Origin of the sequence: Rhizobium sp. G187 (genome assembly GCF_051549525.1) — a bacterium.
Classification (GTDB): Bacteria; Pseudomonadota; Alphaproteobacteria; order Rhizobiales; family Rhizobiaceae; genus Allorhizobium.
In genome coordinates, this window is record NZ_JBPUGM010000004.1 from 233169 (window position 1) to 259783 (window position 26615).

Below are 26615 nucleotides of genomic sequence, written 5' to 3' on the forward strand. Positions count from 1 at the left end.
GCTCAACCCTTCGCTTCTGCGAGGATGGACGCGAGCATTCGCTCAACGAGATCCAGCTTGTATCGGTTTTGATCGGTGGGGCGAGCATCGGCCATCAAGGCTGCAGAAAGGGCCTTGGGACCTTCCAGCGCCTCCGCTTTCTCAACCCGCCACGGTTTGTGCGCCACGCCGCCGATGGCATATCGCTGCATGCCGTCATCACCGATCACGGCACCGACAGACACCAGAGCAAAGGCATAGGAGGCCCGGTCGCGGACCTTGTGATAGATCTGTCGGCCACCGATTGGTGCTGGAAGCACGACGGCCGTGATGAACTCACCCTGCTCCAAAGCAGTCTCGACATCAGGCGTATCGCCTGGCAGGAGGTGGAATTCGGCGATCGGAATAGACCGCCGGGTTCCGTCCGATTTTACCGTCTCGACCACCGCATCCAGCGCACGCATGGCTATGGCCATGTCGCTCGGATGCGTGGCGATGCAGTGCTCGCTCGTTCCGACCACAGCATGCTGACGGCTGAAACCGCCAAGCGCGGAGCAACCGCTGCCCGGGTTGCGCTTGTTGCAGGGCTGGTTCGGGTCATAGAAATAGGGGCAGCGCGTCCGCTGCAGGAGGTTGCCCGCCGTCGTCGCCCTATTGCGCAACTGGCCGGACGCGCCAGCCAACAGCGCACGAGAGAGGAGCGGATAGTCGCGTCGCACACGATCATCTGCGGCGAGGTCGGTGTTACGCACCAATGCTCCGATGCGCAGGCCACCTTGATCCGTCGTCTCGATGCGATCCAAGTCGAGCCCGTTGACATCGACCAGATGCGTCGGTGTTTCGATCTCCAGTTTCATCAGGTCAAGAAGGTTCGTTCCGCCCGCGATGAAGCGTGCCTGCGGATTTCCGGCAACCATTTTGACCGCGGCCTCGACCGAGGTCGGCTTTTCAAAGGTGAACGCTCTCATGCCCGCTCTCCCGCAACCTCAAGGATCGCATCCATGATGTTGGAGTAGGCCCCGCAGCGACAGAGATTGCCGCTCATCCGTTCGCGCAACTCGTCGACATTGAAAACGACAGGCGCTTCGAGATCTCCTGTCACATGGCTCGGAATGCCAGCCTTAATCTCCTCCAGCACGGCAACGGCCGAACAGATTTGGCCAGGCGTGCAATAGCCGCACTGAAACCCGTCATGACGAAGGAAGGCATCCTGCATCGAATGCAAGCCGCCGGGCTCACCAAGACCCTCGATGGTGGTCACTGCATCGCCCTCATGCATCACAACCAAAGACAGGCAGGCATTGATCCGCCGTCCCTCGACAAGAACCGTGCAGGCGCCACACTGACCGTGATCGCAGCCTTTCTTTGTACCCGTGAGTTTCAACGTTTCTCGCAGGGCATCGAGCAACGTTGTGCGATTGTCGACCACTATGTCGACCGTCTGGCCATTGACCGTAAAGGCGACTCTCGAGCGATGACCGAGAGCGGCCTCTTGAGCCGGCTTAGAGTGCGGTGATGAGAGATTGGCTTGGCCGAGGCTGTGCATGCCGGCTCCACTGGCTGGAGAAACGGGGAGACGCGCAAACGAACTGTCGCGCCGTGCATCGCCGGAAGACTACGCGTGGCGAGAACCGTCACGCCGGCATTTCCGACATCGACTGTGAACGCACAACGCAGCCAAGAGGTCCATCAGGAACCAACTTTCCAGCTATTGCCGACAAGAGGCAGACGTCGCCTCGTGCCATGGCACTGATTGATACCGATCAAGGCGCCCACTTCGCCCTCAGGTAGTATCACTTCAACGGCGCCTGCAAGGCGTTTAATAGCGGAGGAAAGCATCATGCGAGACAATATGCCGGTCATGTGGTTCGAAGATCTCCTTCGCGTGGATGTTGCACGCGTCGGGGGAAAGAATTCCTCACTGGGCGAAATGATTCAAACCTTGGAAAGCAAGGGCGTGCATGTGCCGCCAGGCTTTGCGACCACCTCAGAAGCCTATTGGAATTATGTCGATGAAAACGGCATCCGCAGCGCGATGACCGCCCTGCTTGCCGATTGGACAGGCGGCAAGGCAAGCCTTCCCGAAACGGGTGAGGCGATGCGCAAACTCTTCCTGCGCGGCACTTGGCCGGAGCCGACGGCCCGGGCCATCGTCGAAGCGTACCGAGCACTTTCGACCCGCGCCGGCCATGCCGATGTCAGTGTCGCCGTACGATCCAGCGCGACAGCCGAAGACCTGCCCGATGCGAGTTTTGCCGGCCAGCAGGAGACCTTCCTCAACATCACGGGAGAAGAATCCCTCCTGGATGCCTGCCGCCGTTGCTACGCCTCCCTCTTCACCGATCGCGCCATCTCCTACCGCCAGACAAGGGGCTTTGACCATATGAAGGTCGCGCTGTCGGTCGGCGTACAGCAAATGGTTCGTTCCGACATTGGCGGCTCGGGCGTGATGTTCTCGATCGACACCGAGACCGGTTTCGACAAGGTCGTGCTGATCAATGCAGCCTGGGGCCTGGGGGAAAACGTCGTTCAGGGCGCCGTCGATCCGGATGAGTATCAGGTGTTCAAGCCGCTCCTGTCTGATCCCGGCCTTCGTCCGATCATAGCCCGCAAGCGCGGCGCCAAGGCGATCAAGATGATCTATGGCGGCAGCGACCAGCCGACGCGCAATGTGCCGACATCGCGGGCCGAGCGAGAAGCACTGGTGCTCAAGGATGAAGAGATCCTGACCCTCGCCCGCTGGGCAGCAACCATTGAGCAGCATTACGGCTGTGCGATGGATATGGAATGGGCTCGCGACGGCGAGACGGGACGGCTTTACATCGTGCAGGCACGCCCGGAGACCGTACAGTCAAACCGCAAGAGCGCGACGTTCAGTTCCTACCAAATCCGCAATCGCGGCAAGGCATTGGTCAAAGGGCTGTCGATCGGCGACAGCATCGTCACCGGCCAGGTCTGCCTGATCGAATCCGCGAAGGATATCGGCCAGTTTGTTGATGGCTCCGTGCTCGTAACCTCGACCACCGATCCGGACTGGGTGCCGATCATGAAGCGTGCAGCAGCCATTGTCACTGATCACGGCGGGCGCACCTCCCATGCCGCCATTGTCAGCCGCGAACTTGGCCTGCCGGCCATCGTCGGGACAGGAGACGCGACACATCTGCTGCACACCGGCCAGGACGTGACTGTCTGCTGCGCCGAAGGCGACGAAGGTATGGTCTATGAGGGTATCGCGGATTTCGACGTCGAGACGCTCGATGTCGACGCAATCCCGGAGACCCGGACCAAGATCATGCTGAACCTCGGCAATCCGGGCGCCGCCTTCCGCTGGTGGAAGTTGCCGGCGGACGGCGTCGGCCTTGCCCGTATGGAATTCGTCATCAGCAATGCCGTGCGGATCCACCCCATGGCGCTGGTGCACTACGACCGCTTGAAGGACGAAGCTGCCAAGACCGAGATCTGGACCTTAACCAAAGGCTACGAGGACAAGACCCAGTACTTTGTCGACCAACTGGCCGAAGGCCTCGCCCGGATCGCGGCGACCGTACATCCCAAGCCCGTGATCGTGCGGATGAGCGACTTCAAGACCAATGAATATGCCGGTCTGATCGGCGGCACCGAGTTCGAGCCGGACGAAGAAAACCCGATGATCGGTTTCCGCGGCGCCTCGCGCTATTACTCGCCGCGCTACCGGGAAGGCTTTGCGCTGGAATGCCGGGCAATCCGGAAATTGCGCAACAAGATGGGTTTCTCGAACGTGATCGTGATGATCCCATTTTGCCGCTCGATCGGCGAGGCGGAAAAAGTCAAGGCCGTAATGGCCGAGAACGGCCTGCGCCGTGGCGAGGACGGCTTGCAGATCTATGTGATGTGCGAGATCCCCTCAAATGTCATCCTGGCCGGCCAGTTCGCCCGACATTTCGACGGTTTCTCAATCGGCTCCAACGACCTCACACAGTTGACGCTGGGGGTAGACCGCGATTCAGGCGATCTCGCCGACCTTTTCGACGAAGAGGACGAGGCGGTCAAATGGATGATCAACACCGTCATCCGGGAAGCCAATAAGGCGGGCGCCAAGATCGGCCTCTGTGGCCAGGCCCCAAGCGATCACCCGGATTTTGCCCGCTTCCTCGTTGAGGCCGGAATAGACAGTATCTCGGTAACGCCGGACAGCTTCATCGCTGTGAAGCACAAGGTGGCGGAAGCCGAGAAGAGCTGAAGTTCCAGCCTAAAACAGATCCTGTCGGCGTCAGTGGGCCGTATGAAGCTGAATGAAAAATGCCCTTGCCGTGGGTTCAGCGGCGGCAAGGGTGATCTCATCGCCCGGTGCCAAGCCGAGCAGGACATCACCCGTATCGACCGAATGGGCGCAGCCGCCAGCCTTAACCTCGACGCGTCCGGAAAAGACAAGAGCGGCGGCATCACTGTCGATGTTAAGCTGCATTTCATCCGGCAAGGGCAAACGCTGCATGGCGTGGCGCCAGAGCCCCCTTCGGGTCATCACGTTCAGATCCAGCGTCTCGCCACCGAGGCTATCGGCCTGCACGACAGCATCTCCCGAAAAGGAATAGGGGTCCGTGTCTGTGGTCAGCGGTGTCTGCAAGACACCGTCGACCGTCAGGCGCATTCCCTCCCCCGCCATGACCGCGATCGTGCGGTCAATGCCGGGAAAGGGAGAGAAGGGACCGGACCCGTTGACCGTGGCGAGGCTGATGCGCCAGAGAAAACCGGACGCATCTGAGCCTGACGGATGAGCAATCACCTCGCGGGTAAACCCAAGACCGTTCTTCCATGGCATCACCCGATGGTCACCGAAGCGTTGCAACCTGATCGTCACGGCCCGCTCCTATCGCTCAGTTGCCGAGAATGCCCGGCAAACGAAGGCCCTTTTCCTTGGCGCAGTCGAGTGCGATCTCGTAGCCGGCATCGGCATGGCGCATGACGCCAGTCGCCGGGTCGTTCCACAACACGCGCTCAAGCCGCTTGGCCGCATCATCCGACCCATCGGCGCAAATAACCACGCCCGAATGCTGGGAAAAGCCCATGCCGACGCCGCCGCCGTGATGCAGCGACACCCAGGTGGCACCCGAGGCTGTGTTGAGAAGGGCGTTCAGCAGCGGCCAGTCGGACACGGCGTCCGATCCGTCCTTCATCGCTTCCGTCTCGCGGTTCGGCGAGGCAACAGAACCCGAATCCAGATGGTCACGGCCGATGACCACAGGCGCGCTGAGCTCACCACTCTTGACCATTTCGTTGAAGGCAAGCGCCAGGCGATGGCGATCGCCGAGCCCCACCCAGCAGATGCGCGCCGGCAGGCCCTGGAAGGCGATGCGCTCACGCGCCATGTCCAGCCAGTTATGCAGATGCGTGTTGCCGGGCGTCAGTTCCTTCACCTTGGCATCCGTCTTGTAGATATCCTCCGGATCGCCGGACAGGGCGGCCCAGCGGAATGGGCCAATGCCACGGCAAAAGAGCGGGCGGATATAGGCAGGCACGAAACCGGGGAAGGCGAATGCATTTTCGAGGCCCTCTTCCTTCGCCACCTGGCGGATATTATTGCCGTAGTCGAGCGTTGGAACGCCGGCATCCCAGAAGGCGACCATGGCTTCAACATGCGCCTTCATCGAAGCGCGCGCCGCAATCTCGACGGTCTTCGGATCACTTTCGCGCTTGGCCTTGTGTTCGGCAACCGTCCAGCCGATCGGCAGATAGCCATTGAGCGGATCATGGGCAGAGGTCTGGTCGGTGACAATGTCAGGGCGCGGGCCGCCGGCCTTCATGCGCTTGACCAGTTCCGGGAAGACTTCTGCGGCATTGCCGAGCAAGCCCACGGACTTGGCTTCGCCGGCCTTAGTCCAGCGGTCGATCATTTCAAGCGCTTCATCCAGCGTATGGGCCTTCTCATCAACGTATCGGGTGCGCAACCGGAAATCGATGCGGGTCTCGTCGCTCTCGACGGCGAGGCAGCAGGCGCCGGCCATGACGGCGGCAAGCGGCTGGGCACCGCCCATGCCACCAAGGCCGCCAGTCAGGATCCACTTGCCGGTGAGATTGCCGCCGTAATGCTGACGACCCGCCTCGACAAAGGTTTCGTAGGTGCCCTGAACGATGCCCTGGGTGCCGATATAGATCCAAGAACCGGCGGTCATCTGGCCGTACATGGCGAGACCCTTCTTATCCAGTTCGTTGAAATGGTCCCAAGTCGCCCAATGCGGCACCAGGTTGGAATTGGCGATCAGAACGCGCGGCGCGTCCTTGTGTGTGCGGAACACGCCAACCGGCTTGCCGGATTGCACGACGAGTGTTTCCTCTTCCGTCAGTGTCTTCAGCGTCGCGACGATCCGGTCGAAATCTTCCCAGGTGCGGGCGGCGCGGCCGATACCACCATAAACCACCAGCTCATGCGGGTTTTCCGCGACATCGGGATCGAGATTGTTCATCAGCATGCGCAGCGGCGCTTCGGTCATCCAGCTCTTGGCGTTGAGCTCGCTTCCGCGCGGCGAGCGGACGTCGCGGAGGTTGTGGCGTGGATTGGTCATCTCAGTTCCCCTTGGTCTTCAGTTGATCCGCAACGGCTTCGATGCGTGCAAGGATCTGGTTCAGGTGAATGCGCAATCGCCCGGCCTTCTCGTCGTCATAGGCAAAGGGCGGCTCTTCGATGGTCAGGTGCGAGATCTGCGACAGTTCCATCTGGATGGCGTGAACGCCATTCTGTGGCTGTCCGTAGTGACGGGTGGTCCAGCCACCCTTGAAGCGGCCATTGACGATCGCCGTATAACCCTCGGCTGCGCGCGCCACATCGGCTGCGGCGGCTTCGATACGCGGATCGCAGGTGCGGCCCATATCGGTGCCGATATTGAAGTCGGGAAGCCTTCCCTCAAACAGGAAGGGGATCAGCGAGCGGATCGAGTGGCAATCATAGAGAACAGCAACACCATGGATAGCCTTGACCCGTTCGATCTCGGCCGCGATCGCCGCATGATACGGTGCATGAAAGGTCGTCAACCGGTCATCGATATCGGCAGCAGTAGGCTCTTTACCTTCCATCCAGATCGCCTGACCGTCAAAATCCGTCTGCGGCACGAGCCCGGTCGTGTTTTGGCCAGGATAGAGACTGGTACCTGTCGGGTCACGATTGGCGTCGATGACATAACGGTGGAAGGTGGCACGCACGGTCGTCGCATTCGGCAGGAGGCCGTCATAGAGTTGGTGGATGTGCCAGTCGGTATCGGCCAGCATTCGACCGTTGTCGTTGAGACGCGCCCAAATCTCGGGCGGAACATCCGTGCCGGTATGCGGGAACGCGAGAATGACGGGCGAGGTGCCCTGGGCAACGTCGAAGACCGCCATCTCAACCATCCAGTCCCGGTAACAAGCCATCCGAAACGCTGGAAACCAGCGTCCCATCCGCCACCAAAGCACTGGCAGCCGCCAAATCCGGCGCCATGAAGCGATCTTCATCAAGCGTCGCCACCACCGTGCGCAGCATATCGATCGCCTTCTGCAATTCAGGACTCGTGGCGAGCGGGGCACGAAACTCGACGCCTTGCGCAGCCGTGAGCGCCTCGATGCCGATGATGCCAAACAGATTCTCGGTCATTTGCAGCAAGCGACGCGCGCCATGGCAGGCCATGGAGACATGATCCTCCTGGTTGGCCGATGTCGGGGTCGAGTCCACCGAAGCCGGATGCGCCATCTGCTTGTTTTCGCTCATCAGCGCGGCCGAGGTGACTTCCGCAATCATCAGGCCGGAATTCAGGCCTGGCTTGCGGGCGAGAAAGGCCGGCAGTCCATAAGACAGCGCCGGATCAACCAGCAGTGCAACGCGCCGCTGGGCAATCGCGCCGATTTCGCAAACGGCGATGGCAATCTGGTCAGCGGCAAAGGCAACGGGTTCGGCGTGGAAATTGCCGCCGGACACCACGCTGTTGTCGGAGAGCACCAGCGGATTGTCTGTGACCGCATTGGCCTCGATTTCAAGCGTTCGGCCGGCCATGCGCAGAAGATCCAGACAGGCGCCATCGACCTGCGGCTGGCAGCGGATGCAATAGGGGTCCTGAACGCGCTCATCACCCTGCAGGTGGCTTTCCCGGATCACCGACCCCGCCAACAACCCGCGAAGGGACGCCGCCGTATCGATCTGGCCCTTGTGGCCACGCAATGTGTGGATATCTGCAGTGAAAGGCGCCGAAGAGCCCATGGCCGCATCGGTCGACAACGCACCGGTAATCAGTGCCGCCTGCGCGGCCCGATGGGCGCGGAACAGGCCGGCCAGCGCCAGCGCCGTCGAGGCCTGCGTGCCGTTGATCAGCGCCAGCCCTTCCTTGGCAGCCAGCACGACAGGGGTCAGGCCCGCACGCTCGAGCGCCACCCCACCCGACAGGTGCTCTCCCTGATAAAAGGCTTCGGCCTCGCCCATCATCACGGCCGCCATGTGAGCCAGCGGCGCCAGATCGCCCGACGCACCAACTGACCCCTTTTCCGGGATCAGTGGGGTGACACCCTTTTCCAGCATGCCCTCGATCAAACGCACCAGTTCGAGCCGCACACCGGACGCGCCGCGCCCGAGCGAGATCAGCTTCAGCGCCATGATCAGGCGGACGATCGTATCCGGCAGCGGTTGCCCGACACCGCAGCAATGCGACAGGATCAGATTGCGTTGCAGCACTGCCGTATCGGCCGCATCGATCTTGATAGATGCAAGTTTTCCGAACCCGGTGTTGATGCCATAAACGGCCTCATTGCCGGCGGCGATCTCCGCTATGCGGGCAGCCGCGCGTTCGATGCCGGCATCAAAGCTTCGGTCGAGCACGACGCTTTCGCTGTTCCAGTAGATGGTTGCCAGTTCGGCCAGCGAGACGCGGCCGGGATGAAGCGTAATGGTCATGCGTGGTTTCCTCCCGTCAATTCCCCGTTCCAGATCCGTTGGTGGAGCGGATTGAAACCGATGCGATAGACAAGCTCTGCCGGGCTCTCGATATTCCAGATGGCGAGATCCGCCTGCTTGCCGATCTCGATCGTCCCGATCGTATCGAGGCGCCCGAGCGCACGGGCCGCCTCGCGCGTGACACCGGCGAGGCATTCCTCGACGGTCAGGTGAAACAGCGTCGCGCCCATGTTCATCGTCAAAAGCAGCGAGGTCAGCGGCGAGGTCCCGGGATTGCAATCTGTGGCAAGCGCCATCTTCGTCCCATGCTTGCGGAACAGATCGACCGGCGGCTTCTTCGTTTCCCGGATGAAATAATAGGCGCCTGGTAGAAGCACAGCGACAGTGCCGGCCAGCGTCATGGCCGCTGCTCCCTCCTGATCGGTATACTCCAGATGATCGGCGGAAAGAGCGCCGCAGTCTGCGGCCAGGGCTGCCCCATGCAGATTGGAGAGCTGATCGGCATGCAGCTTCACCGGCAGGCCCAGGTCCTTTGCCGCATCGAAGACGACGCGCATCTCGTCAACCGAAAAGGCGATGCCTTCGCAGAATCCATCGACCGCATCGACCAGACCTTCCCCATGGGCCGCCTCCAGCCCGGGCAGCACCACGTCGCGAATGAAGTCTCCATTGCGGCCCTTGTAGTCCACCGGGGTCGCATGGGCGCCGAGATAGGTGGTGGTGAGATTGACCTGACGCTGCCCACCCAGAGATCTGGCCGCCCGCAGCATCTTCAGCTCGTCCGCAACCGTCAGGCCGTAACCGGACTTCACCTCGACCGTCGTTACCCCTTCCGCCATCAAGGCATCGAGGCGCGGCAGGGTCTGGGCCACAAGATCGGCTTCGCTGGCATCACGAACCTCCCGCACCGATGAGACGATGCCGCCGCCGGCCCGGGCGATTTCCTCATAGGTTGCCCCGGCAAGACGCATCTCGAATTCACGGGCGCGGTTGCCGGCATGGACGAGATGCGTGTGGCAGTCGATCAGGCCCGGCGTAATCCACCGACCTTCGCAATCCACCACCGTGGCACCCTTGACCTCTGGCATGCCTGCGTCATCGCCAACATAGGCGATCCGGCAATTTTCGATCAGGATTGCCCCGTTTTCGATGATGCCGAGGCCGGGCTCGGTCTGCGCCATCGTCGCCAGCTTCGCATTCCGCAGAAGCGTTTTCATCGCACGTCCTCCTGAAGTGAGGCCGGAATGGCGGCGATCATCGCGCGCACTTTGGCGACCTCGACATTGAGCGGCCGGTCGTCGCGATAGAAGGGAACAGCTTCACGGACCTTGCCATAAAGTGCTGCAGTCCGAGAGGCCTTCTCCGCCGAACCGGCCTGCAAATCATAAGCCTGTGCCGCCGCCATCACTTCAATGGCCAGAATGGTCTGCAGGTTGCCAAGGATCGCCAGCGCCTTGTCGGCGGCCGGCGTCGCATGGGTGAGGATATCCTCCTGCAAGGCCGAGGTGATGCCGCCATCGAGGCTGGCGGGTGCAGCAAGCCGCCGGTTTTCGGCAACAAGCCCAGAGGCCGTATACTGGATGATCATGAAGCCGGAGGCGACGCCGCTTCCGGAGGCGAGAAAGGCCGGCAGGCCACTGACCAAAGGGTTGACCAGCCGGTCGATCCGCCGTTCGGAAATCGTCGCAAGTTCTGCGGCAGCCGTTCCAAGACTGTCCATGGCAAGGCCAAGAGCGGCCCCCACCGCATGAGCCTGCGAATGCACTTCGGGCGCCTCTGGCGAACCGGCGACCACGGGGTTGTCGGTGACGCTCGCCAGTTCCCGGTCAACGATCTCCGCAACATGCGCCAAGGCATCACGCACCGCCCCATGGATCTGCGGCACAGCCCGCAGGCTGAGCGGATCCTGGGTGCGGCTGCCGCCCGATTGCGCAAGAAGCGCACTGCCGGACAGCCAATGGCGTAGGTTACGGCCAACCTGCTGAAGTCCGGGTGAGTGACGCAGCGCCAACGGCATCTCGGCAAACGGATCAGACTGCGCACCAAGGTTTTCATAGGTCATCGCAGCAGCGGCATCGGCCCAATCGGCCAAATGCGAAAGGCGTGACACTGCCAAGGCGCCAAGACCGGTGGCGCAAGGGGTACCATTGACGAGACTGAGGCCTTCCTTGGCCTTCAGGACAAGCGGCGCCAGGCCAAGCCGGCCGAGCGCCTCGCGCCCGGAAATCAACCCGCCGTCATGGCAGCATTCACCCTCACCGATCAGCACGAGGCCGATGGCCGCCGCATGGGTGAGATAGCCGACCGATCCCTTCGAGGGGATGACCGGCAGCATGTCGCCATTGAGAAGCGCCAAAAGCGTCTCAACCACCGACGGGCTGACACCAGAATAGCCATGGGAAAAATTGGCAATCTGCGCTGCCATCACGGCGCGCGTTTCAGGCTTGCCAAGTGGCTCACCAACGCCACAGGCATGACTGAGAATGATGTTGCGCGACAGGGCCTGCTGGTCTTCCTGGCTGATGATGACATCGCACAATGCGCCGACACCGGTATTGATGCCGTAGCCACGAATCTCGCGCTCGACCAAAGCATCGACAATGGCGCGTGCCTTCGCAACACGCGCCCATGCGGCCTCAGAAAGCGCGAGCGACGCCCCTTGGCCAATCGAGGCGATATCCCTCCAGGTCAGAGGTCCGTCGACAACAATCTGCTCAACCATGATGCGCCACCTCGGCACCTGCACCGAGCACCCCGTTGCACGCCGCCCCGAGCAGGAGACCATTCAAACTGACATGCTGCATGAAAGTACCCCTCGTGCTGATATGCTGGTCGACAACCTCGGATTTAGGACTATCCGAGCCTCTGAAGCACGTCGCGAAAACGGCGGTCGATGGCCTCTTCATCGCGATGGCGCCCCTCACGGACGACCCATTGCCCGCCCACCATCACATCGCGCACAGCGACGTCACCGACGGCGAACAGCCAGCGGTCGAGGATCTGGTCGGCGGATGCAGCGCCGATGAATGGATTGTTGCCATCAAGGACGACTAGATCGGCGCGGGCCCCGATCCGGATGCCATGGCCGGACAAACCGGCCGCCTGCGCGCCCCCCTTGAGGGCTGCATCGAACATCGTACGGCCTACCGAGGCGCCCGGAGCGCTTGCAAGCCGATTGCGGCGACGGTCGCGCAGTCTCTGTCCGTATTCGAGCAGGCGAAGCTCTTCCGCAACCGATGTTGCAACATGGCTATCCGTACCGATGCCGAAGACACCGCCTTGGGCGAGATAATCGGTTGCCGGGAAAATGCCGTCGCCGAGATTGGCTTCCGTCGCCGGGCAAAGGCCCGCGACCGCCCCGGAGCGGGCAAGCCTTGCCGTTTCCTCCGGCGTCATGTGGGTCGCGTGGATCGCACACCAGCGCGCATCAACCGGCATTTCGTCGAGCAGGAAGTCCACCGGACGGCGTCCACTCCAGGCAAGGCAGTCTTCAACCTCGCGTTCCTGCTCAGCGACATGGATATGGATTGGACCGCCGGTCTTTTCAGCAGCAAGAATCGCCCGCATTTCATCCGGTGTTGCCGCACGCAGCGAATGGATCGCCAGACCAAGCGTCGCGCCCATGGCATCGCAATCGGGCCTCAACGCATCCAGCAAACCGAGGAAACCATCGACAGTGTGGATGAAGGGGCGCTGGCCCTCGCCCGGTTCCGTTCCGCCAAAACCCGCATGGGCGTAAAAGACCGGAAGATGGGTCAGGCCGATGCCCGCACCCCTGGCCGCCGACAGGATCCGCCGCGAGGTATCCGCTGCATTGCCGAGACGACGGTCCGCGCCTGCTTGATGAAAATAGTGAAACTCCACCACATGACCAAAGCCACCCTTAAGTAGTTCACTATACAACTTTGTAGCCACGACTTCGATGTCATCAAGCGACATGCGCGCCACAAGCTTGTACATGCTGTCGCGCCAGGTCCAGAAACTATCCTCCGTCGACCCCGCCAGTTCGGCAAGTCCGGCCATTGCGCGCTGAAATGCGTGCGAATGCAGGTTCGGCAAGGCTGGAACGACAGGCCCGGAGGCTTTGACCGTCTGCGGTGTGGCCTCTACAGACGTCTCAAGCGCCGCAATGCCACCATCGACCCCAAAGGTCAGCAACACGTCGGATGCCCAGCCCTGCGGCAGCAGGATATGCTCACAAAAAAGAGTTTCCGACGCGGTCATTTGCATAGCCTTGCAAAGTTGTATAGGGAAGATGGCAGAGAATTTTCGGGTCGGCAAGGGGCCTTGCGGAAACTTTGCGCTTTCCTTCGTATGCATATTTCGTATGCACATGAGGGTAGACGGGGAGAGGCGAGCATGACGAAGAAAGAGACGGCGCTTCAGGCCACAGGCCTGCATGAGGTTCCGATCTATCAGCGTCTGAAAGCGGACATAATGAACCGCATCGAAACCGGCGAATGGCCGGCTCATCATCGCATCCCTTCGGAAAACGAGATTGCGGACACGCTGAATGTCAGCCGAATGACAGCCAACCGCGCCTTGCGCGAGCTTGCGATGGAAGGCGTCATCGTTCGGGTGAAGGGTCGAGGCTCCTTCGTGGCAAAGAAGAAGCGCAGCGCGCCTTTCATGGGCGTGCGTAACATTGCCGACGAGATTGCCGAGCGTGGCGCATTACATACCGCACTGGTGATCCTCGCACAGACGGAGATCTGTGGCCACGATCTGGCAGAAGCCATGGAAATGGATGTCGGCGCACCGGTCTTCCACTCCGTCATCCTGCACCATGAGGACGACCTGCCGATCCAGCTGGAGGATCGTTTCGTCAACCCGGCCGTTGCGCCGGATTATCTGATGCAGGATTTCGACAGCACCACGCCCAATGCATATTTGACGACCGTCGCACCTATTTCCCATACGGAACAATTCGTGGAAGCCGTGCTGCCGCAGCCATGGGAATGCAAGCATCTGGCGATCATGCGCGCAGAGCCCTGCCTTCTCATTCGTCGCAGGACATGGTCCTCCGACCGAATCGTCACATCAGTGCGGCTTCTGTATCCAGGCAGCCGATACAGGCTGGAAAACAGTTCCTGAAAGCGATCGCGGCGCACATGACGCCCCCCCCTGTGGAACGCGACAGATAGATCGGCGCTGCCCAATCAAGTTTTTTGCATCGGCTTTTGCATCTGAGCGCGTCCGTACGTCCGCGACCAGAAAATCGTAGGATCTGACATTCTGGACAATTTAGTATTTCTACCTATTATGTGTACAAATCATAGGGAGAATGATCATGTTGCGCATCACCATGTCTATCGCCCAATCACCAAGAGCCCGAGGCGCTAATACGACCAGATTGGCCATCATCGGTGGCGGCTATACGGGGGCCATCATCGCCCGGCATTTGGCTGAACGAGCCCATGAGCGCATTGACCAGATCCTTGTCTTCGAACCAAGGGCTGAACTAGGGGCAGGCCTCGCCTATTCCGCTCCCGATCCATCCCTGCGTCTGAATGTCGCAGCGCATCGCATGCGAGCCGTTCCTGGCGATCCCGGCGCGTTTGCCGCCTGGCTGAAAAAAACGGGACGTCTGTCAGCCGACGTATCGGCAGTCACGGATAGCGGCATCTACGCCAGGCGCAGCGATTTCGGGGATTTCATGGGCGAGCTGCTTCGTCCGCACATGGAGACGGGACGAGTTCTCCATGTTCGCGAACAGGTAGTCTCAATGGAACGTACCTCGGCAGGCTGGACGCTTTTCACGAAGAGCGGGACACCCACGGTGGTCGACGCCGTCGTTATCGCCACGGGACATGCACCGGCCAAGACCCCATTCCAGATCCCCACACATTTGATGCGGACCGGACAATGTATTGCCGCGGGCGATATCGGCGGGCTCAAGCGGATCTCAACTGACGAAACCATCCTCATCGTCGGATCTGGCTTGTCGGCGCTGGATGCCCTGTCGTGCCTGAAGTCCCGAAACCATAGGGGGCCAATCACAATCCTGTCGCGCAGTGGCCTTCTGCCGCGCTCTCACGCTCGCGGGGACTTCTCGCCCTATGGAGATTTCACGCTTGAACAGCCAACGGCCATCTCCGTCTTGCGCCGGTTCCGGGATGTCGTCGCCGAATTGACAAGGGACGGCGTGCCCTGGCAAAGCGCCATGGACGCCCTGAGACATCAAGGCCAGACCCTGTGGATGCAAATGCCGCAGCAAGAGCAGAGACGCGTCCTGCGGCACTTGCGGCGGTGGTATGAGGTCCACCGGTTTCGAGTGCCGCCACAGATCGAAGCGCTGTTACAAACCGAAGTGGGCGACGCTCCAGTGACGTTTCTGAGCGGTCGCCTGACCAAAGTCGGCTCTCACGGCGACAGGATCCGCGTAGACCTATCCCGGCGGATAACAAGAACAGCTGAAACCCTTGAGGTGGACCGCATCATCGTTGCAACGGGTCCGGATCAATCGAATGTGCTGGACTACCAGCCCTTCCTCAAGAACCTGGCGGATCAAGGCATACTAAGGCCGGACCGGCTGGGGCTTGGCATCGATTGCGATCATCTCTGCCGGGCAATCTCGCTCAGGGGCAACCCGCAGCCTTCAATCGTCGTGGCCGGCCCTTTGACCCGCGGCAGGTTCGGCGAGATTACCGGCGTTCCCGAGATCGCCTCCCAGGCAAGCGCCATCGTGGACTATCTTCTCAGATGGTCGACGCAACAAACGAGAACGATCGAAATCGGCGCCTGAGGCCTAGCGGAAAATCCGCCATTTCGTCGGCTGGAACCGCAGCGGTGAACCGACGGCCACTTCGGCGCTCAGCGGGATCTCGATCTCGATGTGATGCGCAGGGCCCTCGCCCGAGACATCGAGTTCGGCAATCCGGGTGCCCGCCAGACGCCGCTGCGCGGTCACCGTGCCGACGATGCTGCCGGGGCCATCGGCGAGCTCAACGTCCTGCGGCCGGAAGTAAAGCTGGCCTTCACCATCCGCCTCCTGGTCCGCTCGCGCAATGACCGCTCCTTCGAACATGACATTCCCATCCTGAACCTTGACCGGCAGATGCGAGGATTCGCCGATAAAGGAGAAGACGAAGGCGGAGTTGGGTCGGTCATAGACGTCATCGGCAGTACCGACCTGCTCGACCTTACCCTGGCTCATGACAACGACGCGGTCGGCGAGTTCCAGCGCCTCTTCCTGGTCATGAGTGACGAAAAAGGTCGTGTGGCCGGTGCGGTCGTGGAATTCGCGCAGCCAGCGGCGCAGGTCCTTGCGGACCTTGGCATCGAGCGCCCCGAAGGGTTCGTCGAGCAACAGAACGGAAGGCTCGATCGCCATGGCGCGGGCGAGCGCCACACGCTGACGCTGACCGCCGGACAGCTGGGCGGGATAGCGCCTGTCGAGACCTTCGAGGTGGACCATGGCGAGAAGATCGGCAACCCGCGTCTTGATCTCGGCGCTTGTGGGACGCGTCGCCTTCGGCCGCACCCGCAAACCAAAGCCGATATTCTCGGCAACGGTCATATGCTTGAACAGCGCGTAATGCTGGAAGACGAAACCGACATGCCTGTCCTGCACCGTCTTGTGCGACGCGTCTTCGGCGCCGAAGAAAATCTGCCCCTCGGTCGGCTGCTCAAGGCCTGCGATCAGACGCAGAAGCGTCGTCTTGCCGGAACCTGACGGTCCGAGAAGGGCAATGAGTTCGCCCGTCTTGACGGATAGGGAAACATCATGAAGCGCCGGAAACTGGCCGAACTCTTTCCTGATGTTCTTGATCGCGACTTCCATGGAGGGGAACCTTTCAGTGCTTGCGAGTGCCGGAAAGTTCGGCACTGTATCGGATCTCAAGGATCGTCTTCAGCGCGAGCGTCACGAGCGCGAGGAGAGCCAGGAGGGTCGATACGGCGAACGCCGCGACAAAATTGTATTCGTTGTAGAGAACCTCGACATGCAGGGGCATGGTCTCGGTGAGGCCGCGAATATGGCCGGAGACGACGGAGACGGCGCCGAATTCGCCCATGGCGCGCGCATTGCAGAGCAGCACGCCGTAAAGCAGACCCCACTTGATGTTCGGCAAGGTCACGTACAAGAAGGTCTGCCAGCCGGACGCACCTAGTGACAAGGCCGCCTCCTCGTCGCCCGTTCCCTGCTCCTGCATAAGCGGAATCAGTTCGCGTGCCACGAACGGAAACGTCACGAAGACGGTGGCAAGCACGATGCCGGGGATCGCAAAGAGCACCTCGATACCCCAGGACTTGAGGAACGGCCCGAGGAAGCTGTTGGCCCCGAAGAGCAGCACATAGACGAGACCTGATATAACCGGCGAGATCGAGAACGGCAGATCGATCAGCGTCGTCAGGAAAGACTTGCCGCGGAACTCGAACTTGGCGATTGCCCAGGCGGCCGATACGCCGAAGACCAGGTTCAATGGCACCGCGATCGCCGCAACCGTCAGTGTCAGCCGTATGGCAGACAGCGTGTCCGGCTCGACGAGCGCCTCGAAGAAGGCCGGCACACCGCGCCGAAATGCTTCAATAAAGACAAGCAGCAGCGGCAGAAGCAGGATCACGGCCATGAAGACGACGGCGATCGCAATCAGGACGAAACGCGCAAACGGAGCCTCGCTCGCGGGATCGCGAAATCTTGGACGGAGATCAGCGGACATTGGTGAACCTCCGGCGGCTCCAGGCCTGCAGCAGATTGATTAGAAACAGCATCGCAAACGAGATGATCAGCATGATCGCTGCAATGGCCGTCGCACCTGCATAATTGAATTCTTCCAGACGGATGACGATGAGGAGCGGCGCAATCTCCGAGACATAGGGAATGTTGCCGGCGATGAAGATGACGGAGCCATATTCGCCAACGGCACGCGCGAAGGCGAGCGCGAAGCCCGTGAGAATGGCTGGGGTCAGCGCGGGCAAGACCACCATGCGGATCGTCTGGAAGCGATTGGCGCCGAGCGTGGCGGCGGCTTCCTCGACCTCCCGGTCGAGCTCTTCCATCACAGGCTGTACCGTGCGAACGACGAAGGGCAGCCCGATAAAAATCAAGGCAACGACAATGCCGGCAGGGGTAAAGGCGATCTTGATGCCGAGTGGGGCGAACAGCGCTCCAATCCAGCCATTATTTGCATAGAGAGCCGCCAGCGCGATACCGGCAACGGCCGTTGGTAGGGCAAACGGCAGATCGACGATGGCATCCAGAAGCCGGCGTCCCGGAAAATCATAGCGCACCAGCACCCAGGCGACGAGAACACCAAAGACGACATTGACCATGGCGGCAATCAGCGCGGCTCCGAAAGATATGCGAAGGGCCAGGAGCGTGCGTTCATCCATGAGGATCGCGTAAAAATCCGCAAATCCGAGAGAGCTTGCCCGGATCACAAGGGCTGTGAGCGGAATGAGGATGATCAGCGTGAGATAGACGAGCGTGTAACCCAACGTCAGGCCGAAACCGGGCAATATGCTCGGCTGCCGCCATGCACTTTTGGTCGCACTCTTCATCCGCTTCCCCTGCCTTATCCCTGAACTGCTGCCTGTGCGGCTTGTCCCGCATATTCAAAACGAGTGCATGGGGAGAGAAAAGGCAAAACTTTTCTTTTCTATTGAATTTGTAGAATTTATTAACCGGCATATCGGTCATAGCCCGAGAAAGCCCAGGAGATGGTAGCGCCTCCGGTGAATGGCACTTGTGAAAAAAGCTCTCAAAAACTATTTAGAAAATGGGAAATGATACATTTCTCAAAATATCCCAACCTGCAGGCGATCTCATGCTCACCAAAAAAGGCAAATACGGGCTGAAGGCTCTGGTCGATCTTGCGCGCCTGGGACAAGGCGAAACCGCATTCGTTACGGAAATCGCCATTCGCAACAATATTCCAAAGAAATTTCTCGATACCATTCTCCTGGAACTCCGCAACACAGGGATCCTCAGATCCAAGAAGGGGCCGAATGGCGGTTACTCGCTATCGAAGCCACCGACAGAAATCATGATTGGTCAGGTCATTCGTACACTTGACGGTCCCCTCGCGCCCATCCGTTGCGCCAGCCGCACCGCGTTCGAAACCTGTGACGATTGCAAAGAGCCGGAGACTTGCCAGGTGCGCATCTCGATGACTGAGGTCAGAGATGCCATTGCGACAATTTTGGACAACATGACCCTTGCCGAGTTCGTTGCCAAGGATCAGGCCGCCCCGAGTAAATTAATCGCCGGCGAATAGACGACAGGTTCAAGACGCTCGGCAGCCCAGCCCACCAGATGGGCTGTAGGCAAAAGGGCGGCTGCAGATGCGAAGATCAGACCTGTTGTCTAGAACGCACGCCCCTCACGCGCCCGGAGATTGAGCGCCCTGAGAGCAGCCTCAGCGGTCTCCAGCTTGCTGATATTGACCGTGGTTGCTCCAACCTGCAGTCCGTCGATGACACCCGCCAGGCGCGTAATCATGGCGGCGAGCAACTCATTCCAAACATCGCCTGCATCTGTCCTTCCTGGAAGCTGAAACCCATCCTCGCCGGCTTTTGCAGAACATAGAAAGGCTCGAGTCATTGCAGCGTCCAGAACCACGCCCAAGGCTGTAGCCAGGCGTTCCGCACTCTCGCCCAGCAAAAGAAAATGATCCCCGGCGAGACGCAAGGTTGAGGCCGTCTCTGGAAAAGGGCGCAGACTTTCGGCCGAAAGGATCGCAATTCCGCGTCGGCCATCCGGGTTCAAAAGAGGCAGGATTGTCCAGTCCTGTTCCAAAGAGGGAACCGCGCTGCTGGGCAGAGAGATACCGAGAGCGAGACCGTGTGCAAAGCTCTCGATATCCGGCAGGTGAAAACCGACATGCGCCAGCCGCTCTCCCAGAAGCACACGGCTATAGATCGCGCGCCGCTGTTCAACGCTGCCAGATGTCCGGACCAACTCCAATGCAACAAAGTGAGATGCAGCACGCACGGCAGCCAGCGCCGACCTTTCCGCGATCGCCATCAAAAGATCGGCCATCAGTTCATTGGAAAGGTCTGCACCGCCAAAATCATCCGGGACGGAAATTGCCAGCAGACCACGCTTGGAAATGAACTCCAGCAAGGCAGTCGGCTCAGCCGGAATGGCTGCAAGATCCGAGATCGACACTCGGGCCTGATCTTCAGAAACCAGTTGCTGCGGAACAGGCCGCAGCTTTTCGCTGATCTGCGTAATAGTGCCCATGCCTTCAGCCCTCATGGCAAGACCAGTTGAAGGAGCTCAACATCGATCCGCGTGATCGTCATTCAGTCAGTCCAGGACGCGGTATCCACCATCCACATAGGCGAGCGAAACCCCAATGCCAGACCGGATCGCCAGAACACGCCCGATGACCAGCACATGGCTGTATCTTTCGATCGCCTCCTCGAGTTCGCAATCGATGGCGGCAACAGCATCCTCTAGAATGGGCGCGCCCGAAACCAGGCGGGTCCAAGAACCACCATTGTAGCGGTCCGCGCCCTTCAGTCACCAAGACCAGCGAACTGATCTGCCAGCTGCCGATGCCGCGTTCCGGCTATATTGATGGCGAATGTGCCGCTCATCTGCAAGACAGGCCAAGTTGAGGAGCTCTTGTTCAGCGAGACCAGCATCCGGGGCGGATGCACGGACAGTGCCGTCGCCGATGTCACCGTGGCCCCGGTTCGTTGAGCATCAGAGCCTGTCGTGAGGATGGTGACGCCTCCAGTAAGCTGCCGCAATGCGGCCTTTAACACTAGCGGGTCGATTTCCGGGGCATTGGCTTCTCGGTAATCGCCCCTTCCGTTGAGAAATTGGGCGCTAGGATTCGACATCTTGGATCTTTCATGATCGAGGGAAGACTGGCGGGCGCGCTTCATAGAACCGGATAATAACCGAGACCCCATAAGGCGTGAGCGTTGACCTGATCGCGGGAACGCTCATCTCCGTTTTTGTCATTGGCTCTTGCAGCAGAACGGGATGCAACATTTACAATCTCCATTTCGATTTCCTTTTGCCGGCCTCTCCGGAATGCTTCGAAAAAATCGAACGAAAACAAATTGAAGCCGATAGGCATGTCCTGACCCCTTCTTCTTCACAGGATTATCACAGTGTCGGCTGACGCCGGCAATCAGTCAATATATTCTACCAAATTAGTGTTCTATATTATGCGGCGACCCGGTAAATTGGTTCGCTTTTGATGCCCATGTTTAGAACACGGGATCTACATTGGTTTGCGCTTGCCTGTTTGTTAGAGAGCCGCAGACATGCGCAGAGAACGATGCGTTCCCCGAGATGGAAAACCCGCAGCGGAACGACGATGCGGGTTTTCGCGAAGCCAGGAAGATCAGCGCGGCTTGTAGATCTGGTCGAAGATGCCGCCGTCGCCGAAGTGTTCAGGCTGCACCTTCTTCCAGCCACCGAAGAGCGGATCGTCAATAGAGACCAGCTTGATGTCCGGAAGCTGCTTCAGGAGATCAGGCTTGACCAGGTCGCGCTTTGCAGGCCGGTAGAAGTGCTTTGCTGCAAGGTTCTGCCCTTCCTCTGAGTAGAGATAGGCGAGGTAGGCTTCCGCCTGCTTGCGCGACCCCTTGGCATCGACATTGCCATCGACAACCGTCACCGGCGGTTCGGCCAGAATGGAGATCGGAGGAACGACGATGTCGAAGGCATCAGCACCGAATTCCTGACCCGCGAGATAGGCTTCGTTTTCCCATGCGAGGAGGACATCGCCGATCTGACGTTGAGCAAAGCTCGTTAGCGAGCCGCGAGCACCTGTATCGAGAACCGGTGCACGCTTGTAGAGATCACCGATATACGCCTTGATCTTCTCTTGATCGCCGCCGAATTCCTCATTGGCCCAGGCCCAGGCAGCGAGATAATTCCAACGAGCACCACCTGAGGTCTTGGGGTTCGGCGTGACGATCTGGACATCTCCCTTGACCAGGTCGCCCCAGTTCTGGATGCCCTTCGGATTGCCCTTGCGAACCAGGAAGACAATCGTCGAGGTGTAAGGCGAGGAGTTGTTCTCCAGCCGGCCACGCCAGTCTTCCTTGATCTTGCCGGTCTCCTTCACGATGGCATTAATGTCGCCTTCGAGGGCCAGCGTGACGACATCGGCGTCGAGACCATCAATGACTGCGCGCGCCTGCTTGCCGGAGCCACCATGCGACTGCTGAACACTCACGTCCTCGCCTGTCTCGGCCTTCCAGTGCTTGGCAAAGGCTTCGTTGAATTCCTTGTAGAACTCGCGTGTCGGATCATACGACACGTTGAGCAGTGTCGTCTGGGCAAACCCTGGCGCGAAAGTTGACAAGACGAGACCAAGGCTTAGGGCTGTAGCGATACTTTTCGATATCAGAGACATTTATCGTCCTCCATTCTGGATAGATAAAGCCTATAAAAATGGTAGAAATAATCAATTGAATGGATGAAATAAGAAAATCTGATTTCCTTTCCATGGCGATCTTGGCAACCTTTTCGAGCGAACAAAGCGGCGTTGGCAATCATGACCCAAAACGCTTATTTCGACAGAACTAAATTCCAAGATTATCGCTCGAAATTCAGAATTTGAGCATTGAATTTCAAACCAGATAAAGCGTGAGTCAGCTTTTCTGGAGCGGCAGCGGCTGGGCCCCTCCCGCCTAGCTTGTCACTTTCAGGCGACGATCAAAGGCATAGTGAGGCAGTCGCACACCGCCGGCATCGATCTCCTGCATGCGCATTGCCGGGCCCGGCAGGCCCTTATGTTTTCCTTATGCCAGCCCCATCACTTCGCAATCGAAGCCTGACCCGAAGCGCCCTTAATCCTCTGTCGGTATCAACAGGAGAAACGGACATGTCCGACTTCATCTTCATCGCGCTCGGCGCAGGCACGCTTCTCGTGCTCGCTCTTTATGCCCGCGCGCTTGACCGGCTTTGAGGGGCGCGCAGATGCTTGAACCTCTTTTCGGCCTCGCCGTCGCCATCACCCTTGGCATCTACCTCGTCGTGACGCTGCTGCGTCCCGAGCGTTTCTGATCGGGAGCAAAGCCATGACAACAGTCGGATGGCTGCAGATCAGCCTTCTCTTCCTCGCCGTCCTCCTCGTCATCAAACCACTCGGCCTCTACATGGCGCGGGTGTTTTCCGGCGAGCGGACCTTTTTGTCTCCCGTGCTCGGTCGTGTGGAGCGTGACCTTTACCGGGTGAGCGGCATCAACCCCGAGAAGGAGCAGAGCTGGCTCGGCTATACCCTTGCCATGCTCGCCTTTTCGCTCGCGGGTTTCCTCGCGCTTTACGCCATGCTGCGGCTGCAGGCCTATCTGCCGCTGAACCCGCAAGGCTTCTCCGGCGTGCCCTCGGATCTCGCCTTCAACACGGCCGTCTCCTTCGTCACCAACACCAACTGGCAGAACTATGCCGGTGAGACGACGATGAGCCATTTCTCTCAGATGGCCGGCCTCACCGTGCAGAACTTCCTCTCGGCCGCGACCGGCATGGCGCTTGCCGTTGCCATTACCCGCGCGCTCGCCCGCTCCAAGGTTGTCACACTCGGCAACTTCTGGGTCGATATGACGAGAGCCACGCTCTACGTGCTGTTGCCGCTTGCCATCGTCGTTGCACTCGCCTTCGTCGCCATGGGCCTGCCCCAGACGCTCGATGCCTCGGTTACGGCCACAACGCTCGAAGGCGCCAATCAGGTGATCTCGCTCGGCCCGGTCGCATCCCAGGAAGCGATCAAGCAGCTCGGCACCAATGGCGGCGGCTTCTTCAACGTCAATGCTGCCCATCCCTTCGAGAACCCGACCGCTTGGTCGAACTATCTCAACATCTTCGCCATGCTGTCGATCTCGGCCGCCATGGTTTTCACCTTCGGCCAGATGGTCGGAAACCGCCGTCAGGGCTGGGCACTGATCTCGGCCATGGCATTTCTGCTGATCACAGGCGTCGCCGTCACCTACTGGGCCGAAGCTCAGGGCAACACCATCCTGACAGCGATCGGCGTGGATCCGGCGCTCGGCAATATGGAAGGCAAGGAGGTCCGTTTCGGCCAGGCCATGACAGCACTCTATGCGGCGGTAACGACCGGTCTTTCCGATGGTGGCGTCAACGGCATGCACGGCTCGTTCACGGGCTTAGGCGGTCTCGTTCCGATGTTCCTCATCCAGCTCGGTGAAGTGCTCCCCGGCGGTGTCGGCTCGGGTCTCTACGGCATGCTGGTCTTCGCAATTCTCTCCGTCTTCGTCGCCGGCCTGATGGTCGGGCGCACGCCGGAATTCCTCGGCAAGAAGATCGAAGGCCGCGAGATGAAGTTTGCGATGCTCGCCGTGCTCATCCTGCCGCTGGTCATCCTCGGCTTCACATCCGTCTCGGCCATGCTGCCCTTTGCGGTGGCAAGCGTCGGCACCGCTGGCCCGCACGGTCTGTCGGAAATCCTCTATGCCTATACGTCGGCTGCCGGCAACAACGGCTCGGCTTTCGGGGGCCTGACCGGCAATACGGTCTGGTACAACACCACGCTTGGCATCGCCATGCTGCTTGGCCGCTTCGCCTATGTCGTGCCGGTCATGGCAATCGCTGGATCGCTCGCCGCCAAGGTGAAGTCGCCGGCCTCTGCCGGCACCTTCCCGACCGACGGCCCGCTCTTCGTCGGCCTGCTGATCGGCATCATCCTCATTCTCGGCGGCCTGCAATTCCTGCCCGCACTGGTGCTCGGCCCCATCGTCGAACACTTCGCCATGCTCGCTGGCCAGACCTTCTAAAGGACCCACCATGTCAAAAGACCACAAGGCTCCCGGTCTTCTCGACCCTGCAATCCTGTTTCCGGCGATGCGCGATGCCGTCGTCAAACTCGATCCGCGCAAGCTCCTGCGCAACCCGGTCATCTTCGTGACCGAGATCGTCGCCATCGTCGTGACGATCATCTTCATCCGCGACCTCGCCCAAAATCCGGGCGAGGCCGGCTTCTCCGGCCAGATCGCCGCCTGGCTCTGGTTCACCGTGCTCTTCGCCACCTTCGCCGAAGCCGTGGCCGAGGGCCGTGGCCGCGCCCAGGCCGACAGCCTGAAGAAGACCAAGTCCGAACTCGTCGCCCGTCGTCTTGCCGCCAACGGCAAGACGGAAACCATCCCGGCTTCCAGTCTTAAGGTCGGCGACATCGTGCTGGTTGCGGCTGGTGAACTCATCCCCGGCGATGGCGAAGTGATCGAGGGTGTCGCCTCGGTCAACGAAAGCGCCATTACCGGCGAATCCGCCCCCGTCATCCGCGAATCCGGTGGTGACCGCTCGGCGGTGACAGGCGGCACGCAGGTGCTGTCAGACGAGATCAGGATCAAGATCACCGTCCAGCCTGGCTCCTCCTTCGTCGATCGCATGATCGCGCTGATCGAAGGCGCCCAGCGCCAGAAGACGCCGAACGAGATCGCACTCTCGATCCTGCTCTCAGGCCTGACGTTGATCTTCCTCTTCGTCTGCGTCGCCATCTGGGGCCTTGCCGGCTATTCCGGCACCGTGCTTTCGGTCACGGTCCTGGCAGCTCTGCTGGTCACACTCATCCCGACCACGATCGGCGGCCTGCTCTCGGCCATCGGCATTGCCGGCATGGATCGCCTGGTGCGCTTCAACGTGATCGCCACTTCCGGCCGCGCCGTCGAAGCCGCGGGTGACGTCGACACGCTGCTCCTCGACAAGACGGGCACCATCACCTTCGGCAACCGCATGGCCAGCGACTTCCTCGCCGCTCCCGGTGTCACAGCCACAGAACTTGCGGAAGCAGCACTCATCGCCTCGCTGTCCGACGAAACGCCTGAGGGCCGCTCCGTCGTGGCACTGGCGACAGGCGAATTCGGCGTGCCCATGCCGAAGGCCGAGTTCGACGCCGTCATCGGTTTCACCGCCGAAACCCGTCTCTCCGGCGTCGATATCGGGTCGCGCCGTCTGCGCAAGGGTGCCGTCGATGCGGTGCTGAAGTTCGCCGGTCTCACTGAACAGGACGCGCCGGCCGAATTCCGCCGCGCCGTCGACCAGGTCGCCCGCACCGGTGGCACGCCGCTCGGCGTCGCCGATGGTGACCGCCTGCTCGGCGTCATCCACCTCAAGGACGTGGTCAAGCCCGGCATCAAGGAACGCTTCGCGGCCCTTCGCGCCATGGGCATTCGCACCGTCATGGTCACAGGCGACAACCCGGTCACGGCCGCCGCCATTGCCTCGGAAGCCGGCGTCGATGATTTCCTCGCCCAGGCCACACCCGAGGACAAGCTCGCCTATATCCGCCGCGAGCAGCAGGGCGGTCGCCTGATCGCCATGTGCGGTGACGGCACCAATGATGCCCCGGCACTTGCCCAGGCGGATGTCGGTGTCGCCATGCAGACCGGCACCCAGGCCGCCCGCGAGGCCGCCAATATGGTCGACCTCGATTCCAGCCCAACCAAGCTCATCGAGATCGTCGAGATTGGCAAGCAGCTTCTGATGACGCGCGGGTCGCTCACGACGTTTTCGATCGCCAATGATGTGGCCAAATACTTCGCCATTATCCCGGCGCTCTTCGTTGCAACCTATCCGGCGCTTGAAGCCCTCAACATCATGGGGCTGACGTCACCGCAATCGGCCATCCTGTCTGCCGTCATCTTCAACGCGCTGATCATCGTGGCGCTGATCCCGCTGGCATTGAAAGGCGTGGCTTACCGTCCATCCGGTGCTGCCGCACTCCTTCGTCGCAACCTTCTGGTCTACGGCGTCGGCGGCCTGATCCTTCCCTTTGCCGGGATCAAGGTCATCGACATCGCCGTCAGCGCTCTTCATCTGGTGTAA

The 26615-nt window shown here is 60.4% G+C and carries 23 protein-coding genes and 1 pseudogene; 8 read left to right on the forward strand and 16 right to left on the reverse strand.

Translation table 11 applies throughout. The features are described 5' to 3' along the window. Positions 1-2: 2 nt before the first annotated feature. Both ACSV9I_RS13640 and paoA read right to left on the reverse strand, forming a co-directional pair. A complete protein-coding gene (locus tag ACSV9I_RS13640) occupies positions 3-947 on the reverse strand; it encodes an FAD binding domain-containing protein (RefSeq protein WP_438329326.1) in 945 nt (314 codons plus the stop codon). Further along, positions 944-1525, reverse strand: a complete 582-nt coding sequence (paoA, locus tag ACSV9I_RS13645; RefSeq protein WP_438329328.1) for an aldehyde dehydrogenase iron-sulfur subunit PaoA — start codon at positions 1523-1525, stop codon at positions 944-946. The genes ACSV9I_RS13640 and paoA overlap by 4 nt, the downstream gene beginning before the upstream one ends. A 294-nt stretch (positions 1526-1819) precedes the next feature. On the opposite strand from paoA, the gene ppsA reads away from it, so the two are divergent. After that, the gene (gene ppsA, locus ACSV9I_RS13650; protein WP_438329329.1) at positions 1820-4198 is read left to right on the forward strand and encodes a phosphoenolpyruvate synthase; all 2379 of its coding nucleotides are present in this window, start codon (positions 1820-1822) and stop codon (positions 4196-4198) included. 30 nt (positions 4199-4228) lie between these two features. Here ppsA and ACSV9I_RS13655 read toward each other — a convergent pair whose 3' ends face one another. From ACSV9I_RS13655 to ACSV9I_RS13685, 7 genes are all read right to left on the reverse strand, one after another. After that, positions 4229-4816, reverse strand: coding sequence for a HutD/Ves family protein (locus ACSV9I_RS13655; protein WP_438329331.1), 588 nt, complete (start codon positions 4814-4816; stop codon positions 4229-4231). Between the two features lie 16 nt (positions 4817-4832). Continuing rightward, the gene (hutU, locus tag ACSV9I_RS13660; protein ID WP_438329333.1) at positions 4833-6518 is read right to left on the reverse strand and encodes a urocanate hydratase; all 1686 of its coding nucleotides are present in this window, start codon (positions 6516-6518) and stop codon (positions 4833-4835) included. A 1-nt stretch (position 6519) separates the two neighbouring features. Further along, a complete protein-coding gene (gene hutG / locus ACSV9I_RS13665; RefSeq protein WP_438329334.1) occupies positions 6520-7329 on the reverse strand; it encodes an N-formylglutamate deformylase in 810 nt (269 codons plus the stop codon). A gap of 1 nt (position 7330) precedes the next feature. Beyond that, the gene (gene hutH, locus ACSV9I_RS13670) at positions 7331-8866 is read right to left on the reverse strand and encodes a histidine ammonia-lyase (RefSeq protein WP_438329336.1); all 1536 of its coding nucleotides are present in this window, start codon (positions 8864-8866) and stop codon (positions 7331-7333) included. After that, entirely contained in the window at positions 8863-10083 is a 1221-nt protein-coding gene (gene hutI / locus ACSV9I_RS13675; protein WP_438329338.1) for an imidazolonepropionase, read from the reverse strand. Before hutI ends, hutH begins: the two co-directional genes overlap by 4 nt. Then, complete coding sequence (locus tag ACSV9I_RS13680; protein WP_438329339.1) at positions 10080-11588, reverse strand: HAL/PAL/TAL family ammonia-lyase; 1509 nt, start codon at positions 11586-11588, stop codon at positions 10080-10082. The genes hutI and ACSV9I_RS13680 overlap by 4 nt, the downstream gene beginning before the upstream one ends. A 131-nt stretch (positions 11589-11719) precedes the next feature. Then, the gene (locus ACSV9I_RS13685) at positions 11720-13090 is read right to left on the reverse strand and encodes a formimidoylglutamate deiminase (protein WP_438329340.1); all 1371 of its coding nucleotides are present in this window, start codon (positions 13088-13090) and stop codon (positions 11720-11722) included. A gap of 135 nt (positions 13091-13225) precedes the next feature. Here ACSV9I_RS13685 and hutC point away from each other — a divergent pair, with 135 nt between their 5' ends. After that, complete coding sequence (gene hutC, locus ACSV9I_RS13690) at positions 13226-13960, forward strand: histidine utilization repressor (RefSeq protein ID WP_438329342.1); 735 nt, start codon at positions 13226-13228, stop codon at positions 13958-13960. A gap of 196 nt (positions 13961-14156) precedes the next feature. Continuing rightward, on the forward strand, positions 14157-15611 hold the full coding sequence (locus tag ACSV9I_RS13695) for an FAD/NAD(P)-binding protein (RefSeq protein WP_438329344.1): 1455 nt from the start codon (positions 14157-14159) through the stop codon (positions 15609-15611). 3 nt (positions 15612-15614) lie between these two features. Here the strand turns inward: ACSV9I_RS13695 and ACSV9I_RS13700 are convergent, their stop codons facing one another. The 3 genes from ACSV9I_RS13700 to cysT are packed head-to-tail and all read right to left on the reverse strand — an operon-like array spanning position 15615 to position 18367. After that, positions 15615-16649, reverse strand: coding sequence for a sulfate/molybdate ABC transporter ATP-binding protein (locus ACSV9I_RS13700; protein WP_438329346.1), 1035 nt, complete (start codon positions 16647-16649; stop codon positions 15615-15617). 13 nt (positions 16650-16662) lie between these two features. Then, positions 16663-17526: a sulfate ABC transporter permease subunit CysW gene (cysW, locus tag ACSV9I_RS13705; RefSeq protein WP_438329348.1), complete on the reverse strand. Its 864-nt coding sequence runs from the start codon at positions 17524-17526 to the stop codon at positions 16663-16665. After that, the gene (gene cysT, locus ACSV9I_RS13710; protein ID WP_438329350.1) at positions 17516-18367 is read right to left on the reverse strand and encodes a sulfate ABC transporter permease subunit CysT; all 852 of its coding nucleotides are present in this window, start codon (positions 18365-18367) and stop codon (positions 17516-17518) included. Before cysT ends, cysW begins: the two co-directional genes overlap by 11 nt. A 266-nt stretch (positions 18368-18633) precedes the next feature. Between cysT and ACSV9I_RS13715 the strand changes: the two genes are divergently transcribed. Further along, complete coding sequence (locus tag ACSV9I_RS13715) at positions 18634-19083, forward strand: RrF2 family transcriptional regulator (protein WP_054158090.1); 450 nt, start codon at positions 18634-18636, stop codon at positions 19081-19083. Between the two features lie 89 nt (positions 19084-19172). On the opposite strand, the gene ACSV9I_RS13720 is transcribed toward ACSV9I_RS13715, so the two are convergent. The 4 genes and pseudogenes from ACSV9I_RS13720 to ACSV9I_RS13735 all read right to left on the reverse strand — a co-directional run bounded on the left by ACSV9I_RS13720 (position 19173) and on the right by ACSV9I_RS13735 (position 22191). Further along, positions 19173-20051, reverse strand: a complete 879-nt coding sequence (locus ACSV9I_RS13720; RefSeq protein ID WP_438329352.1) for an acyl-CoA dehydrogenase family protein — start codon at positions 20049-20051, stop codon at positions 19173-19175. Between the two features lie 66 nt (positions 20052-20117). Continuing rightward, positions 20118-20659 (reverse strand): annotated as a pseudogene (locus ACSV9I_RS13725) (flavin reductase family protein). Positions 20660-20700: 41 nt separating this feature from the next. Beyond that, entirely contained in the window at positions 20701-20901 is a 201-nt protein-coding gene (locus ACSV9I_RS13730) for a hypothetical protein (RefSeq protein WP_438329354.1), read from the reverse strand. 270 nt (positions 20902-21171) lie between these two features. Beyond that, positions 21172-22191, reverse strand: a complete 1020-nt coding sequence (locus tag ACSV9I_RS13735; protein ID WP_438329356.1) for a sulfate ABC transporter substrate-binding protein — start codon at positions 22189-22191, stop codon at positions 21172-21174. A gap of 390 nt (positions 22192-22581) precedes the next feature. Between ACSV9I_RS13735 and ACSV9I_RS13740 the strand changes: the two genes are divergently transcribed. Genes ACSV9I_RS13740 through kdpB form a run of 4 tightly spaced genes read left to right on the forward strand, consistent with a single transcriptional unit; the run spans position 22582 to position 26615 of the window. Further along, positions 22582-22746 (forward strand): hypothetical protein, encoded by a 165-nt coding sequence (locus ACSV9I_RS13740; RefSeq protein ID WP_438329358.1) that lies wholly within the window; start codon positions 22582-22584, stop codon positions 22744-22746. An 11-nt stretch (positions 22747-22757) separates the two neighbouring features. Further along, a complete protein-coding gene (gene kdpF / locus ACSV9I_RS13745) occupies positions 22758-22844 on the forward strand; it encodes a K(+)-transporting ATPase subunit F (RefSeq protein ID WP_438329656.1) in 87 nt (28 codons plus the stop codon). Between the two features lie 14 nt (positions 22845-22858). Beyond that, positions 22859-24568 (forward strand): potassium-transporting ATPase subunit KdpA, encoded by a 1710-nt coding sequence (kdpA, locus tag ACSV9I_RS13750; RefSeq protein ID WP_438329360.1) that lies wholly within the window; start codon positions 22859-22861, stop codon positions 24566-24568. Positions 24569-24578: 10 nt separating this feature from the next. Further along, entirely contained in the window at positions 24579-26615 is a 2037-nt protein-coding gene (kdpB, locus tag ACSV9I_RS13755; protein WP_438329362.1) for a potassium-transporting ATPase subunit KdpB, read from the forward strand.

Bases quoted from the DNA above. Each gene is read 5' to 3' on its own strand.
- ACSV9I_RS13640 (WP_438329326.1), bottom strand. From the start codon at position 947: ATGAGAGCGTTCACCTTTGAAAAGCCGACCTCGGTCGAGGCCGCGGTC.
- paoA (WP_438329328.1), bottom strand. From the start codon at position 1,525: ATGCACAGCCTCGGCCAAGCCAATCTCTCATCACCGCACTCTAAGCCG.
- ppsA (WP_438329329.1), top strand. From the start codon at position 1,820: ATGCGAGACAATATGCCGGTCATGTGGTTCGAAGATCTCCTTCGCGTG.
- hutU (WP_438329333.1), bottom strand. From the start codon at position 6,518: ATGACCAATCCACGCCACAACCTCCGCGACGTCCGCTCGCCGCGCGGA.
- hutG (WP_438329334.1), bottom strand. From the start codon at position 7,329: ATGGCGGTCTTCGACGTTGCCCAGGGCACCTCGCCCGTCATTCTCGCG.
- hutH (WP_438329336.1), bottom strand. From the start codon at position 8,866: ATGACCATTACGCTTCATCCCGGCCGCGTCTCGCTGGCCGAACTGGCA.
- hutI (WP_438329338.1), bottom strand. From the start codon at position 10,083: ATGAAAACGCTTCTGCGGAATGCGAAGCTGGCGACGATGGCGCAGACC.
- ACSV9I_RS13680 (WP_438329339.1), bottom strand. From the start codon at position 11,588: ATGGTTGAGCAGATTGTTGTCGACGGACCTCTGACCTGGAGGGATATC.
- ACSV9I_RS13685 (WP_438329340.1), bottom strand. From the start codon at position 13,090: ATGACCGCGTCGGAAACTCTTTTTTGTGAGCATATCCTGCTGCCGCAG.
- hutC (WP_438329342.1), top strand. From the start codon at position 13,226: ATGACGAAGAAAGAGACGGCGCTTCAGGCCACAGGCCTGCATGAGGTT.
- ACSV9I_RS13695 (WP_438329344.1), top strand. From the start codon at position 14,157: ATGTTGCGCATCACCATGTCTATCGCCCAATCACCAAGAGCCCGAGGC.
- ACSV9I_RS13700 (WP_438329346.1), bottom strand. From the start codon at position 16,649: ATGGAAGTCGCGATCAAGAACATCAGGAAAGAGTTCGGCCAGTTTCCG.
- cysW (WP_438329348.1), bottom strand. From the start codon at position 17,526: ATGTCCGCTGATCTCCGTCCAAGATTTCGCGATCCCGCGAGCGAGGCT.
- cysT (WP_438329350.1), bottom strand. From the start codon at position 18,367: ATGAAGAGTGCGACCAAAAGTGCATGGCGGCAGCCGAGCATATTGCCC.
- ACSV9I_RS13715 (WP_054158090.1), top strand. From the start codon at position 18,634: ATGCTCACCAAAAAAGGCAAATACGGGCTGAAGGCTCTGGTCGATCTT.
- ACSV9I_RS13720 (WP_438329352.1), bottom strand. From the start codon at position 20,051: ATGGGCACTATTACGCAGATCAGCGAAAAGCTGCGGCCTGTTCCGCAG.
- ACSV9I_RS13730 (WP_438329354.1), bottom strand. From the start codon at position 20,901: ATGCCTATCGGCTTCAATTTGTTTTCGTTCGATTTTTTCGAAGCATTC.
- ACSV9I_RS13735 (WP_438329356.1), bottom strand. From the start codon at position 22,191: ATGTCTCTGATATCGAAAAGTATCGCTACAGCCCTAAGCCTTGGTCTC.
- ACSV9I_RS13740 (WP_438329358.1), top strand. From the start codon at position 22,582: ATGCCAGCCCCATCACTTCGCAATCGAAGCCTGACCCGAAGCGCCCTT.
- kdpF (WP_438329656.1), top strand. From the start codon at position 22,758: ATGCTTGAACCTCTTTTCGGCCTCGCCGTCGCCATCACCCTTGGCATC.
- kdpA (WP_438329360.1), top strand. From the start codon at position 22,859: ATGACAACAGTCGGATGGCTGCAGATCAGCCTTCTCTTCCTCGCCGTC.
- kdpB (WP_438329362.1), top strand. From the start codon at position 24,579: ATGTCAAAAGACCACAAGGCTCCCGGTCTTCTCGACCCTGCAATCCTG.